Source organism: Streptococcus ruminantium, from assembly GCF_003609975.1.
In the GTDB taxonomy this organism is placed as follows: domain Bacteria; phylum Bacillota; class Bacilli; order Lactobacillales; family Streptococcaceae; genus Streptococcus; species Streptococcus ruminantium.
Map to the genome: position 1 here is coordinate 1 of NZ_AP018400.1, position 14,616 is coordinate 14,616.

Annotated in this window: 16 protein-coding genes; all 16 read left to right on the forward strand. The window is 34.1% G+C overall.

The window, feature by feature from the left end; genetic code table 11:
* Positions 1–203: 203 nt before the first annotated feature.
* The gene (gene dnaA, locus SR187_RS00005; protein ID WP_024531471.1) at positions 204–1,571 is read left to right on the forward strand and encodes a chromosomal replication initiator protein DnaA; all 1,368 of its coding nucleotides are present in this window, start codon (positions 204–206) and stop codon (positions 1,569–1,571) included.
* Between the two features lie 152 nt (positions 1,572–1,723).
* Positions 1,724–2,860 carry a DNA polymerase III subunit beta gene (gene dnaN / locus SR187_RS00010; protein WP_120171116.1) on the forward strand — a complete coding sequence of 379 codons (1,137 nt, stop codon included), beginning with the start codon at positions 1,724–1,726 and terminating at the stop codon, positions 2,858–2,860.
* A 183-nt stretch (positions 2,861–3,043) separates the two neighbouring features.
* Positions 3,044–3,235, forward strand: coding sequence for a DUF951 domain-containing protein (locus SR187_RS00015; RefSeq protein WP_024531469.1), 192 nt, complete (start codon positions 3,044–3,046; stop codon positions 3,233–3,235).
* Positions 3,236–3,601: 366 nt separating this feature from the next.
* A complete protein-coding gene (locus tag SR187_RS00020; protein WP_145981827.1) occupies positions 3,602–3,793 on the forward strand; it encodes a hypothetical protein in 192 nt (63 codons plus the stop codon).
* Between the two features lie 51 nt (positions 3,794–3,844).
* Positions 3,845–4,027 (forward strand): alcohol dehydrogenase, encoded by a 183-nt coding sequence (locus tag SR187_RS00025; RefSeq protein ID WP_227985570.1) that lies wholly within the window; start codon positions 3,845–3,847, stop codon positions 4,025–4,027.
* A gap of 29 nt (positions 4,028–4,056) precedes the next feature.
* A complete protein-coding gene (locus SR187_RS09870; RefSeq protein WP_155963391.1) occupies positions 4,057–4,221 on the forward strand; it encodes a hypothetical protein in 165 nt (54 codons plus the stop codon).
* Between the two features lie 787 nt (positions 4,222–5,008).
* Positions 5,009–5,380 (forward strand): hypothetical protein, encoded by a 372-nt coding sequence (locus tag SR187_RS00035; RefSeq protein WP_227984799.1) that lies wholly within the window; start codon positions 5,009–5,011, stop codon positions 5,378–5,380.
* A 90-nt stretch (positions 5,381–5,470) separates the two neighbouring features.
* Complete coding sequence (locus SR187_RS00040) at positions 5,471–6,235, forward strand: hypothetical protein (RefSeq protein WP_120171122.1); 765 nt, start codon at positions 5,471–5,473, stop codon at positions 6,233–6,235.
* A gap of 764 nt (positions 6,236–6,999) precedes the next feature.
* Positions 7,000–7,710, forward strand: coding sequence for a hypothetical protein (locus SR187_RS00050; RefSeq protein ID WP_120171127.1), 711 nt, complete (start codon positions 7,000–7,002; stop codon positions 7,708–7,710).
* Between the two features lie 15 nt (positions 7,711–7,725).
* A complete protein-coding gene (locus SR187_RS00055; RefSeq protein WP_120171129.1) occupies positions 7,726–8,367 on the forward strand; it encodes an ABC transporter ATP-binding protein in 642 nt (213 codons plus the stop codon).
* 118 nt (positions 8,368–8,485) lie between these two features.
* On the forward strand, positions 8,486–9,601 hold the full coding sequence (ychF, locus tag SR187_RS00060) for a redox-regulated ATPase YchF (RefSeq protein WP_024531464.1): 1,116 nt from the start codon (positions 8,486–8,488) through the stop codon (positions 9,599–9,601).
* 153 nt (positions 9,602–9,754) lie between these two features.
* On the forward strand, positions 9,755–10,324 hold the full coding sequence (gene pth, locus SR187_RS00065) for an aminoacyl-tRNA hydrolase (RefSeq protein ID WP_024531463.1): 570 nt from the start codon (positions 9,755–9,757) through the stop codon (positions 10,322–10,324).
* On the forward strand, positions 10,324–13,818 hold the full coding sequence (gene mfd / locus SR187_RS00070; RefSeq protein ID WP_120171132.1) for a transcription-repair coupling factor: 3,495 nt from the start codon (positions 10,324–10,326) through the stop codon (positions 13,816–13,818). Before pth ends, mfd begins: the two co-directional genes overlap by 1 nt.
* Positions 13,819–13,868: 50 nt before the next feature.
* Positions 13,869–14,141, forward strand: a complete 273-nt coding sequence (locus SR187_RS00075) for an RNA-binding S4 domain-containing protein (protein ID WP_024531461.1) — start codon at positions 13,869–13,871, stop codon at positions 14,139–14,141.
* Positions 14,128–14,496 (forward strand): FtsB family cell division protein, encoded by a 369-nt coding sequence (locus SR187_RS00080; protein WP_024531460.1) that lies wholly within the window; start codon positions 14,128–14,130, stop codon positions 14,494–14,496. Before SR187_RS00075 ends, SR187_RS00080 begins: the two co-directional genes overlap by 14 nt.
* Positions 14,493–14,606 carry an SP_0009 family protein gene (locus SR187_RS10165; RefSeq protein ID WP_032537830.1) on the forward strand — a complete coding sequence of 38 codons (114 nt, stop codon included), beginning with the start codon at positions 14,493–14,495 and terminating at the stop codon, positions 14,604–14,606. The genes SR187_RS00080 and SR187_RS10165 overlap by 4 nt, the downstream gene beginning before the upstream one ends.
* The last annotated feature ends 10 nt before the right edge of the window (positions 14,607–14,616 follow it).

The following is a 14,616-nucleotide window of genomic DNA, read 5'->3' on the forward strand; positions in this document are numbered from 1 at the left end:
AACTTGTTTACAGTTTATTTTTGTAAACACCCTTTTCCACATCATTAATTTTGCAAAAAGTCAAGATTTACTAACATCTTGGCTTTTATTCACATCTTGTGGAAAACTTTTCTTAACAATGTGAATTTTAAATATTATCTGTGGAAAACTTTTGTTTTTTATGGTACACTATTCTAGTGAATACAAAGTGAGAGGAGGAAACTATGAACCAAGAGCAGTTATTTTGGCAACGCTTTATTGAACTAGCTAAAATAAGTTTTAAACCATCTATTTATGATTTCTATGTTGCAGGTGCAGAATTACTAAGTATTCACCAACAAATAGCAAAAATTTTCTTAAATCGCCCCTTTAAAAAAGATTTCTGGGAAAAAAACTTTGAAGAGCTAATGATCGCTGCTAGTTTTGAAATTTACGGTGAGCCTCTCACCATCCAATACCAGTTTACAGCGGATGAAAAAGAGACAAATAGCATTTCCAATGGAAGAAAGCAGGTAACTCAACAGACTGCTGAAATTTCTGATTCACAAGAAAAACTAAAACCCGTTCATTCTGATATAAAACCTCAATATACCTTTACAAATTTCGTACAAGGTGACAATAACCATTGGGCTAAAGCAGCAGCTTTAGCTGTATCGGATAATCTAGGTGAACTCTATAATCCATTGTTTATTTTTGGGGGACCAGGTCTTGGAAAGACGCATATTCTCAATGCGATTGGTAATAAGGTTTTAGCTGATAATCCTCAGGCTCGAATAAAATATGTTTCCTCAGAAACATTCATCAATGAATTTTTGGAACACCTCCGTCTTAATGACATGGAAAACTTCAAGAAAACCTATCGCAATCTTGATTTGCTTTTAATCGATGATATTCAATCTCTCCGTAGTAAAACTTCTACTCAGGAAGAATTTTTCCATACGTTTAATGCCTTGCATGGGAAAAATAAGCAGATTGTCCTCACCAGTGACCGCAATCCTGACTATTTAGATAATTTAGAAGAACGATTGGTTACACGCTTCAAATGGGGATTGACTAGTGAAATCACTCCTCCAGATTTTGAAACTAGGGTAGCTATTTTACGTAACAAATGTGAGACATTCCCTTATGATTTCACCAATGAGACTTTATCCTATCTAGCAGGACAATTTGATTCAAACGTTCGGGATCTTGAGGGAGCTTTAAAAGATATCAATTTGATTGCCACCATGCGCAACCTGTCCGAGATAACAGTAGAAGTTGCTGCCGAAGCCATCCGTTCCCGAAAACAAACAAATCCACAAAATATGGTTATTCCCATTGAGAAAATTCAAACAGAAGTTGGAAATTTCTATGGAGTTAGCCTAAAAGAATTAAAGGGAGCTAAGCGTGTCCAACATATTGTTCATGCACGACAAATTGCTATGTTTTTAGCACGTGAGATGACAGATAACTCACTGCCAAAAATTGGAAAAGAATTTGGTAATCGTGACCATACAACGGTTATGCATGCTTACAATAAAATAAAATCTTTACTGTTGGATGATGATAATTTAGAGATTGAGATTACCAGTATAAAAAACAAGCTCCGTTAACCTGTGTATAACTTTAAAAAAAGTTTACACTTTTTCCACAAATTGTGAACAAGTCAAGTTACGCTATTCTAAAAGGATTGCATTACTTTTCCACAGAATACACAGATACTACTATTACTATTAACCTTATAGATTAAAATAAAGGAGAATCCATGATTCAATTTTCAATCAACAAAACTGCATTCTTACAGGCGCTTAATATCACAAAACGGGCAATCAGTACTAAAAATGCAATTCCTATTCTTTCAACAGTAAGGATTTCCGTAACGAGTGAGGGAATTACTCTGACTGGTTCAAATGGCCAAATTTCCATTGAACATTTTATCTCAACTCAAGATGAAAATGCTGGTCTATTGATTAGTTCTTCTGGTTCGATTCTTTTAGAAGCTGGTTTCTTTATCAATGTGGTTTCTAGTATGCCTGATTTAGTAATTGATTTTAATGAAATTGAACAAAAACAGGTTGTTTTAACCAGTGGTAAGTCAGAAATTACCTTAAAAGGAAAAGAAGCTGATCAATATCCTCGTTTACAAGAAGTACCAGCTTCAAAGCCTTTGATACTAGAAACCAAAGTACTAAAACAAACTATTAACGAAACCGCTTTTGCTGCTTCCCAACAGGAAAGTCGTCCGATTTTAACCGGTGTTCACTTTGTTTTGACTGATAATAAAAATTTAAAGACAGTTGCGACGGATTCACACCGCATGAGTCAACGTAAATTAGTTTTAGATAAACCTGGTGATGACTTTAATGTCGTTATTCCTAGCCGTTCTTTAAAAGAATTTGCAGCTGTTTTTACAGATGATATTGAAACGGTGGAAGTATTCTTCTCAAACAATCAAATTCTTTTTAGAAGCGAGCATATCAGTTTCTATACACGTTTGTTAGAAGGAACTTACCCAGATACAGATCGCCTGATTCCAACCGATTTTAAAACAACTGCTATCTTTGATACAGCAAAACTTCGTCATTCTATGGAACGTGCTCGTCTACTTTCAAATGCGACACAAAATGGCACTGTTAAATTGGAAATTGCCAATCATGTTGTATCAGCTCATGTAAACTCTCCAGAGGTTGGACGTGTAAATGAGGAAATAGATACTTTGGAAGTTGCGGGCGAAGACTTAATCATTAGTTTTAACCCAACTTATTTGATTGAAGCTTTAAAAGCCATTAGTAGCGAGCAAGTTAAAATCAGCTTTATCTCTTCTGTTCGTCCATTTACTTTGGTTCCAAGCGGTGAAGATGAAGATTTTATACAGTTAGTTACACCAGTGCGTACTAACTAATGAATGTAAGTAAAAACGGCAAGTCTGCCGTTTTTTATGTTATACTTAACAGGAAAGGGAAAGATTTATTTTTGTAAAATGAATTAGTCTAGTAATAAACAAAATTTAGAAGATTTTTTTCTCTTAATCAGAGAAAAAAGAGATAGCAAAGCGCTCAATTAAGAGAATTTATAAGGAGTTAGTATGTATCAATTAGGATCTTTTGTGGAAATGAAAAAGCCTCATGCCTGCATCATTAAATCGACTGGCAAGAAGGCTAATAAATGGAAAATTATTCGTTTAGGAGCGGATATAAAAATTTGCTGTAGCAATTGCGAACACGTAGTTATGATGAGCCGACATGATTTTGAACGGAAGATGAAAAAAGTTTTGTAAAAAAATATGCAACCTGAAAAAATGGTTTTATTTGCTCTTGTTTTATGTCTGACTTGCAGGTTAATCTTGTTTATAGTAAGTATTAAAAAACTTCACATCTCAATGTTTTTCTCTTTGAGGTGTTTTTTTCTTTTCAGGAGACTAAGTATTAAGATTTTATATTTTTTACGAATAAATAGGTGAGGTCATAAGAAGGGAGGAATACAATGAAGCCAATAATTTTGTTTTTTACTCATCGAAGGCATTCTTGCCTGAGTCATTTTAATTAAACATATTTGTTAGATGGAGATAAAAAAAGAGAACTGATATGACAATATTTGAAAAACGGTGCCAAGGCTAAAAGGAAAGGATACTGAGGTGAAAAAGATGACAAATTTTATACAAACAATGGAAAATAAATATCAACAATTGGACTCTTTATATGTTTCTTCACCTCTACTAATAAAATTATTGATAGCAATTGGTGTAGCCGCTATTGTGTTAGCAATTGGTTCGATGATCCTTCCAATTGTATACAAATCAGGGCAAGATTTTGGTGAATTTTTATATAACAATTAAACCACTTAACGAAACATTAGATAGAAACTGAAATAAAAAAGGAGAACTAACATGACAACATTTGAAAAAATGGATAATAATTTTGTAATCCTAACTAATCAAGAATTGACGACAATCAAAGGTGGATCAAATTTGTTTAGCGATATTGGAGGATTTATTAACAAGACTTGGCAGACTTTATATAATTCTGGTCGTGATTTTGGTCGCAGTATTATCAATGGAATTATACGATAAAAAATTTTAATTTTAATAAGGAAGAAAATATGAAACATTTGAATAAATATGAAACACTTGAACAAAATGAACTTGAATATACTCAAGGTGGGGGAGCTGGACTCATTATTGTTGGAATAATCGCAACTCCATTTATCCTTGGTACTATTGCTGGAGGAGCTGATGAGTATGCTCGTAAGAAAGGACATAAATAATGTTACAAAATGCTATTCAATTTTATAATGAACATAGAACTGTCATTATTACAACCATTGCCATCATAGCCTTGTGTACAATCTATCCTCCAGTATTTCGTACCATCTATGAGACTGGTAGGGATTTTGGTAGTAGTGTAGTAAGAGCTTTATTAGCCAAATAATAAAATAAATCTATCATAAAACTGTTATATTGACGACAAAAAAATAACATAAAAATGACTTAGCAATATGACTTAAGTGTTGTATTGCTTTTCATATGCTGTTTTCAAGTAGTTAAAAGTATTCAAGAAGATATGAGCCAGAATAGAGAAAATACAACTAAAATAAAAAAATATAACTGACATGACAACATCTGAAAAAGGTAATATGACTGATTTTATAGAAGAACTGTACAAAAATCGGTTATATATAGTTTGGGGTACGAGTGCAATTGTAGGATTTATTGCAGGCATCGTAGTTGGTTTAAATAGTATTAAGTAGCTATGAGGAGAGCCATTTTCAGATTACTTTGTTTCTTTATATTGATGGCTGGAAATCAGATTATTTTGAAAAATTTTATGTAATTTGTGAAACATAGTTTTTTTAAAGATGTTTTAACTATACTTACTTTTTTGTATTAACCAAGGTAACTTTTTTTGTTGCGTCTTCTATTCTACTATGTTACAATACAGAATATAAACGTTTTATAACTTTAAAAGATATATCCTAATATAAACAATTTCTTAGTTATTTTTTCATGAAAGGAGTTGGTCTTACGAGAATATCTATAAAAAAAGCTATCATAGTGATAGCATTGTTGTTAGGGGTAGTTTCTCCGACTGTTTTATCAAGGGATATACTAGATTATTCCTTAGTTTCTCCACGCATAGGTTCTGTGGCAACAGGTCGCATGATCAAGCAGAATGCTTTAAGGGGTGTTAATCGGAACTACTCTACGGGTGGTGGAAAGACACTGAATACTTCTATCCGAAATGCCTATAGTAGAAATGATATAATACCGGCATATTCCCTGCCATCAGGTAGTAGGATTGTCATGTCTTGTAATGTCAGTGGTAGTAATTACGTAGACGAATCTACTACAGTAGCTATACCAACTCAATTTGGAAATCTAGTTAGAGTGGCAACCAATGGTAATTGGAGTCCAGATGAATATTAAATAATAGTTTTTATTAGGAAATTATTTATTGGGTCTATGGAGCTAGTAGGATTCGTTCTTCTAGCTCCTTATTGTTGTTAGGAGGTAAAAGTGAGATTTTTATTAAAAAATGTAAAAAGAACAGTTTTTTCTAAAAAAATGCTCTTGTCTTTGATGTTAGCTTTTTTTTGTATTCTAATCGGTAATACGATTGCTTTTAATGGCATCTACCAACTAGAAGGACTTTCATTATTTTTTGCAGGTTCCAGTATTAGAGGCTTTTCACCGATTAGTCTTGTGGCAGCAGTCATTAGCACCATTCCAATAGTAGGTCAAGTGATAGAAGATAGTAAGCACCATTTTCTGCGGTTACAATTACAGAGAATACCGTGTCGGAAGTATATGTACGTATTACTCGCAACTGCTGCTATTTCTGGATTTGTAGCGCTTTTTTTACCCTATATGTTATTGTTAGTATCTAATTTGTGTATAACTCCTTACAAAGAAATATATATTGGAGAATACCAAGGAGTTTTTAAGTCTATTTTTGACACCAATCAGCTGCTCTACTGTATGTTGTTAACTACTTGGTATGGAATTTTTGGGAGTGTCTTTTCGATATTTGGTGTGGCCAGTTCTCTTATTTTTCGTCAGAAAATTGTTGGCATATTTTTTCCATGTCTTTATATGATTTTAGGTGGTCTAGTTTTTACCTTATTAAACCTATCCTATTTGGAACCTGTCGGTATAATCTCTTGGGGCTATCAAGGACAATTGAATTTTAACCTTGTTTTTCTCCATCTTTTCTGTATTTTTATCATTAGTCTTGGAGCTATTGTATATCATTTTCATTTTCGGATGGAGGATGATGTATGAAATACTTCAGAATTTTGTTCTTTCAAAGAAAATCAACTATTATCAAATTATGTTCTTTGTTGTTGCTGATTAGTATTATTTTTTCAAATTCTGTATACCAGTCCTTTTCACACCGCTATCAGGTGACACCGAATAGTTTCACCTGGCTAATCATTCTTTTTCAAGATATAACAACTGGTATTTATCTCTTACCGATTATCTATAGTTCCATGTTATTGTTTTGTCTAGAAGCTTTTACAAAAGATACTGTTGTTAGCCTGCGTTTTTTCTCTCTTAAACATAAGCATTACTTTTTATTAAAATATAGCCTGTTACTTCCTTTCTTATTTCTATCGTTCCTCTTACTTTTATCGCTTGTCATGGGACTACTAAATGGTTTTTCCTTCTCTATTTCTTCAGTAATTCAACCAATTTTATCAGAAATTTATGAAGTGAATCATATATCAAGTTGTCGAAGTCTATTCTTGATTCTTTTTTGTTTCCTCTCCTATCTTCTTTTTTTATCCGAAATGACTGTATTCCTTTTTCTTTTCTTTAAAAAAAGAAATATTGTCATCGCAACTCTATTTTCTTTTTTAGTAATACAATCTGTTTTCTGGCTTTATCCCATCAATTTATCAGTTAATCAACTTTTTCCTATTCATCATTATATTTTAAAATCAGAAAATTATGGTGTTGAGATCATTTACTGGCTTAGTCTATTATCCATTTGTTTCTTACTGAACGTATATAAAATCCGAAGTACAAAATGGGAGGAATAGGAAATGAGATGGTCTGTTGATATTAAAAATTCCTTGTTATGGGAATGGCGATGTTTGATCTCTACGAATCAGTTTTATGTTTATCTATGGTTATCAGTTTTTTACTTTGTATTGTTGGCAATATTTAAGTTTCTCGATGCTGAGATGGTTGACTATATTTTAAAAGGTCCAGGTATTAGAGATTTAGAAACCATCAACCTGCTCTTTTATTTATTATTTCAGGCACAAAATGTTTTTCTACTTCATCAAATGTTTTTTGGCTTATCAACAGCTAATTTTAATTTATCTGTCTTGAGAATGGGAAGTATGAAGAATTGGTGTATGATACACATTTTATTTTTGCTTTTCGTATCATTTTCGTTAGGATTTTTACAGACAATTGCTGTATTTATTCTAGGAAATATGGAATGGATATTTTTAGTTCATTTTTTCATAGTCAATAGTGTTAATTTTATTTTATTCAGTTCTTTATTGTTTTTATTGTTTTGCTTAAATGTTTCTGAATTAGCTTCTTTTGGTATTACTTATTCTTTTCTTGTTTTTACTGTTTTTGCAGGTGAAATATTAGGTGAGCATACCAATTATATATTTACTATCTTAGCGAGGGTATACGAATACAATAAAACAGCAACAATGTCCATTTGGATTGGTGTCATCTTCGAGATGATAGTGAGTATATCAATACTCTTATTTGTAAGGCGTAAATGTTCTTGAAAGGGGAAAATATACATGACTGATAGTATCATTAAAATTGAAAATCTTAGTAAAAAATTTAATAACAACGATTTATTTGATCAGTTACATTTTGAATGTTCAAAAGGGAAAATAATAGGTATAACGGGTGTAAATGGTTCTGGAAAAAGTGTTCTGTTTAAACTGATTGCAGGTCTTATGAAACCTGATTCAGGAAGCATTAAAGTATATGGGGAGGATATAGTTGGTAACATTCCTTCTCATCTAGGTGCCTTGATTGAAGAACCGGGGTTTATTCCGAATTACACTGGTTTTGAAAATTTGGAATTTTTAGCAGCAATTCAACATGAAATAGGAAAAGAGGAAATTATTCAAGCTTTAAATCAGGTTGGTTTAGTTGAAGATAAGGACAAAAAAGTAAAAAACTACTCTCTCGGCATGAAGAAGAAACTAGGCATTGCTCAATCTATTATGGAAAAGCCAAAGATTCTCTTATTAGATGAGCCGACAAATGCATTGGACAGACAAAGTGTTTCCAAAATACACACATTATTAAAGGAATTATCAAAAGAAAAAGGTGTTACCATTTTATTAGCAAGTCATAATGAGATGGATATTCAGTGCTTATGTGATGAGGTATATATCATTGAAGATAAAAAATGTATTTTACTTGAATAGGATGTTATACGTTTCCAGAATACTCTTTGTGTTGATTGAAACATAAATAAGGTCTGTTGTAATAAGAAATTTTCTGCTATAATAGTCGTGATCGAATTTTTAGATGGAGAAATAAAATATGGCTTTAACAGCAGGTATCGTTGGTTTGCCAAATGTTGGTAAATCAACCTTATTCAATGCAATTACAAAAGCAGGAGCAGAAGCTGCCAACTATCCTTTTGCGACCATTGATCCAAATGTTGGGATGGTAGAAGTACCAGATGAACGTTTACAGAAGTTGACAGAGTTGATTACACCCAAAAAGACAGTACCGACAACTTTTGAGTTTACAGATATTGCTGGTATTGTAAAAGGAGCCTCTAAAGGGGAAGGTCTTGGAAACAAGTTTCTTGCGAATATCCGTGAGGTAGATGCGATTGTTCATGTCGTCCGTGCTTTTGATGATGAAAATGTCATGCGTGAGCAGGGACGTGAAGATGCTTTTGTAGATCCGATTGCCGATATTGATACGATTAACCTAGAGTTGATTTTGGCAGATTTAGAAAGCATCAACAAGCGCTATGCGCGTGTGGAGAAAATGGCTCGTACTCAGAAGGACAAGGATTCGGTTGCAGAGTTTGCAGTCCTTGAAAAAATCAAACCTGTTCTTGAAGATGGAAAATCAGCTCGAACAGTTGACTTTACAGATGAAGAGCAAAAAATTGTCAAGCAGCTTTTCCTATTGACAACAAAGCCAGTTCTTTATGTTGCTAATGTTGACGAAGATAAGGTTGCTGATCCAGATAGCATTGAGTATGTTAAACAGATTCGCGAATTTGCAGCTACAGAAAATGCAGAAGTAGTTGTTATTTCGGCGCGTGCGGAAGAAGAAATTTCTGAGCTTGACGATGAAGACAAGGGTGAGTTTTTAGAGGCGCTTGGTTTGACTGAGTCTGGTGTAGATAAATTGACTCGTGCAGCCTATCATTTGCTCGGTCTTGGAACTTATTTTACAGCAGGTGAAAAAGAAGTTCGTGCTTGGACATTCAAACGAGGAATCAAAGCACCGCAGGCAGCAGGCATTATTCATTCGGACTTTGAAAAAGGTTTTATTCGTGCTGTGACCATGTCCTATGATGATTTGATGAAATATGGAAGCGAAAAAGCAGTTAAGGAAGCTGGTCGCCTTCGTGAAGAAGGAAAAGAGTACATTGTTCAGGATGGAGACATCATGGAATTTCGTTTCAACGTTTGATGAGTCAAGCATTTTGGTTTTCTATGTATACCTTATGTCGCAGGTAATGTCTGTGGTTTTGAGGCTTAGATTAAGAATGTTTTATTCTATCAAATAACAGTTAGTATTCGGTTGGAAAATATTTTCCAGCCTTTTGGTATTTAAGGAGAAAGAATGACACGATTGATTATTGGACTGGGAAATCCTGGTGACCGCTATTTTGAGACCAAACACAATGTTGGCTTTATGTTGCTAGATAAGATTGCCAAACGTGAAAATGTAGCGTTTACTCACGATAAGATTTTTCAAGCAGACATTGCGATTACTTTTATAAATGGTGAAAAGATCTTCCTCGTCAAACCAACTACTTTTATGAATGAATCAGGCAAGGCTGTCCATGCACTAATGACCTACTATGGTTTAGATGAAAAAGACATTTTGGTTGTCTACGATGATTTAGATATGGCTGTTGGAAAAATTCGTTTTCGACAAAAGGGATCAGCGGGAGGACACAACGGTATCAAGTCTATTGTTAAGTATATAAAAACTCAAGAATTTGATCGGATTAAAATTGGTATTGGACGTCCTAAGGGGGAGATGAGTGTTGTTCATCATGTTCTATCAGGTTTTGATGTGGAAGACCGTATTGAAATTGATCTGGCACTGGATAAACTTGACAAAGCTGTCAATTTTTATTTACAGGAAGACGATTTTGATACTATTATGAGAAAGTTTAACGGATAATGAATTTATTAGATTTCCTTCACAATAATAAACAAATCAATCAATGGCAGGCAGGATTGAATAAATCGACACGACAGTTATTGCTAGGATTATCTGGGACCAGTAAGTCCTTGGTGATGGCAGCTGCTTATGATAATATAGCTGAGAAAATAGTGATCGTAACTGCAACACAAAATGAGGCCGAAAAGTTAGTTACGGATTTGGCAGTCATTGTAGGGAGTGATAAAGTTTACAATTTCTTTGCAGACGATAATCCAATTGCTGAATTTGTCTTTGCATCGAAAGAACGAATTCAATCTCGGATTGATAGTCTGAATTTTTTAACAGACAGATCATCCTCGGGAATTCTAGTTGTTAGTATAGCAGCCTGTCGAATACTATTACCAAGTCCAGCAGTTTATCAAAAAGCTAAACTTGATTTGGAAGTTGGTCAAGAATATGAAGTTGACACGCTTGTAAAGCATCTAATCAATGTAGGTTATAAAAAAGTTTCTCGAGTTGTAACCCAAGGAGAGTTCAATCAGCGTGGAGATATTTTAGATATTTTTGACATGCAATCAGAGGCGCCTTATCGACTTGAATTTTTTGGTGATGAAATTGATGGTATTCGTATCTTCGATGTTGATCATCAAACATCTTTGGAAAATTGTGAGCAGATTAGCTTGGCTCCTGCATCGGATATTATTTTATCAGCTAGTGATTATGAACGAGCTAGCCAAAAAATTGAAACAGCAATTACCAATTCAAAACAAGAAGAGCAGCGATCCTATCTGAAGGAAGTTTTAGCGGATTTGAATGCTTTTTATCGACATCCGGATATTCGTAAATTTTTGTCATTTTTATATGAAGATACTTGGACTTTGTTGGATTATCTGCCGAAAGGATCCCCATTATTTTTAGATGATTTTCATAAAATTGCAGATAAACAGGCATATTTTGAAAAAGAAGCAGCCGAGTTATTGACAGATGATTTACAAAGAAATAAATCAGTGTCAAGTCTTTGTTATTTTGCTTCAACATATTCTAAATTAAGAAAATACAAACCTGCGACCTTCTTTTCAAGTTTCCAAAAAGGTTTAGGAAATCTAAAATTTGATGCCCTTTATCAGTTTACACAACATCCTATGCAGGAATTTTTCCATCAAATTCCCCTTTTGAAGGAAGAATTGAACCGCTATGCTAAATCAAGCAGCACAGTTATCATTCAGGCGAGTTCTGAGAAAAGTTTACAGAGTTTACAAAAAACTTTACAGGAATATGATATTAACCTTCCGTACTATACACAGGATAAATTAGTTGCAGGTCAACAACAAATCACTGTCGGTCAGTTAGCTATAGGTTTTCATCTGATGGATGAGAAATTAGTGGTGATTACGGAAAAAGAAATTTTCAATAAGAAAATTAAGCGAAAGGTACGTAGATCTAATCTATCCAATGCTGAACGCATAAAAGACTATAGTGAACTATCCGTGGGAGATTATGTTGTTCATCATGCCCATGGCATCGGACGGTATCTAGGGATTGAAACGATTGAAATTTCTGGTATTCACCGGGATTATTTGACTGTCCAATACCAGAATGCAGACAGAATTTCAATCCCCGTGGAGCAGATTGATCTTCTATCCAAGTATCTGGCTTCCGATGGAAAAACGCCCAAGATAAATAAATTGAATGATGGACGCTTCCAGCGAACAAAACAGAAGGTTCAAAAACAGGTTGAAGATATTGCAGATGACCTGATTAAACTCTATGCTGAGCGTAGTCAATTAAAGGGATTTGCATTTTCAACGGATGATGAAAATCAGATAGAATTTGATAACTATTTTGCACATGTAGAAACAGACGATCAACTTCGCTCAATTGACGAAATTAAAAAAGATATGGAAAAAGATTCTCCTATGGATCGCCTGCTGGTGGGAGATGTTGGATTTGGGAAGACAGAAGTTGCGATGCGAGCAGCTTTCAAGGCAGTCAATGATGGAAAGCAAGTAGCTATTCTCGTTCCAACAACTGTCTTAGCTCAACAACATTATACTAATTTTCAAGAAAGATTTGCTGAATTTCCTGTAAACATAGATATTGTGAGTCGCTTTAAAACAAAAGCAGAACAGGAGAAGACACTGGAAAAATTGAAAAAAGGCCAAGTTGATATTTTGATTGGTACCCATCGTCTCTTATCAAAAGATGTTATTTTTGCAGATCTAGGTTTATTGGTTATTGACGAAGAGCAACGTTTTGGTGTTAAGCATAAAGAGCGTTTGAAGGAACTCAAGAAAAAAATAGATGTCCTAACATTGACTGCAACTCCCATTCCCCGTACTCTGCAAATGTCTATGTTGGGAATCCGTGATTTATCCATCATTGAAACACCACCGACAAATCGTTATCCTGTCCAAACTTATGTGATGGAAAAGAATCCTTCTATGATAAGAGAAGCTATTCTTCGTGAGATAGATAGAGATGGCCAGGTTTACTATCTTTACAACAAAGTTGACACAATTGAACAGAAAGTTTCCGAACTAAAAGAGTTGGTTCCAGAGGCTACTATCGGCTATATTCATGGACAAATGTCGGAAATTCAACTAGAAAATACTCTTTACTCGTTTGTAGAGGGAGAGTATGATATTCTGGTGACTACAACAATTATTGAAACAGGTGTGGATATTCCAAATGCCAATACTCTCTTTATCGAAAATGCAGACCACATGGGACTGTCAACTCTTTATCAACTTAGAGGGCGAGTAGGACGCTCCAATCGAATCGCTTATGCTTACCTAATGTATAGGCCAGATAAATCCTTGACAGAGGTTGCTGAAAAACGTTTGGAGGCGATAAAAGGCTTTACAGAATTAGGGTCAGGTTTCAAAATTGCCATGCAGGACTTGTCTATTCGCGGAGCGGGAAATATCTTGGGAGCTGCCCAGTCGGGATTCATTGATTCAGTGGGCTATGAAATGTATTCTCAATTACTAGAGCAAGCTATTTTGGAAAAACAAGGAAAGAATACTCAACGTCAGAAAAGCGATTCTGAGGTTAATTTACAGATAGATGCTTATTTGCCAAGTAACTATATTTCCGATCAGCGCCAAAAAATTGAGATTTACAAGCGTATCAAAAATATTGACAATCGTGTAAACTATCGAGAATTACAGGAAGAACTGATTGACCGTTTTGGAGAATATCCTGATGCAGTTGCTTATCTACTTGAAATAGGTCTTCTCAAGTCCTACCTAGATCAGGTTTTTTGTCATACAGCCATCAAACGGCAGCAACAGGTGACGATAACCTTTGAACCCATTGCTGGCCAAATATTTTTGGTACAAGATTATTTTGAAGCCTTGTCAGCAACGAATCTGAAAGCAAAAATTACTGAAAATAAGGGGAATTTGGAAGTCATCTTCACTTTGCATAGGGAAAAGGATTATGAATTACTAGAAGAGTTGATTCATTTTGCTGAAAAACTACAAGAAATTAAGGTAAGAAAAATAGAATAAATTTCTCAAATACGTTGAAAAATGGTAAAATACTTAGTTGAGGTGAGCTTATGAGACTAGATAAATATTTGAAAGTATCTCGCATTATCAAGCGTCGAACGGTTGCAAAGGAAGTTGCTGACAAAGGAAGAATTAAGGTAAATGGTATTTTAGCTAAATCTTCAACAGATCTAAAAGTGAATGACCATATTGAAATTCAGTTCGGCAATAAATTATTGACTGTAAAAGTACTTGAAATGAAGGATTCTACTAAAAAAGAAGATGCATTAAAAATGTATGAAATTATCAGTGAAAAAAAGGTAGAAACAGATGAAAAAATCTAATATCCTACAATTAAATAATGCCTTTATCCGGTCAGAACGCAAAAAAATCCAAAATAAGTTGGAAGAACGTCAACAGAAAAATCGCTTTATGGGAACTATTTTGATATTGGTCATTTTTCTTTTCATGTTACCAGCCTATAATCTTGTAGGAACATATACAAATTTGCAGCAACAAGAAAAGAAGCTTGTTGAGTTGGAAAAAAATTATGAAGCACTAACCAAAGAACATAAAAAAGAGGCTGAAATGGTCGCAAAATTGAAAGATGAAGAATATGCTGCCAAGTATGTTCGAGCCAAATATCAGTATTCTAAGGAGGGGGAATTTGTTTATAATATTCCCGGTTTGCTCAAATGACACAGACAATTTTTAACATTGTAGAGCAATTTTTACAACACTCTGATGAAAAGCTAGAAGAGTTAGCTCAAAAAAATAGGGATTTGAAACTAGAAGAAAAAGATTCGTAGAAAGGAGGGA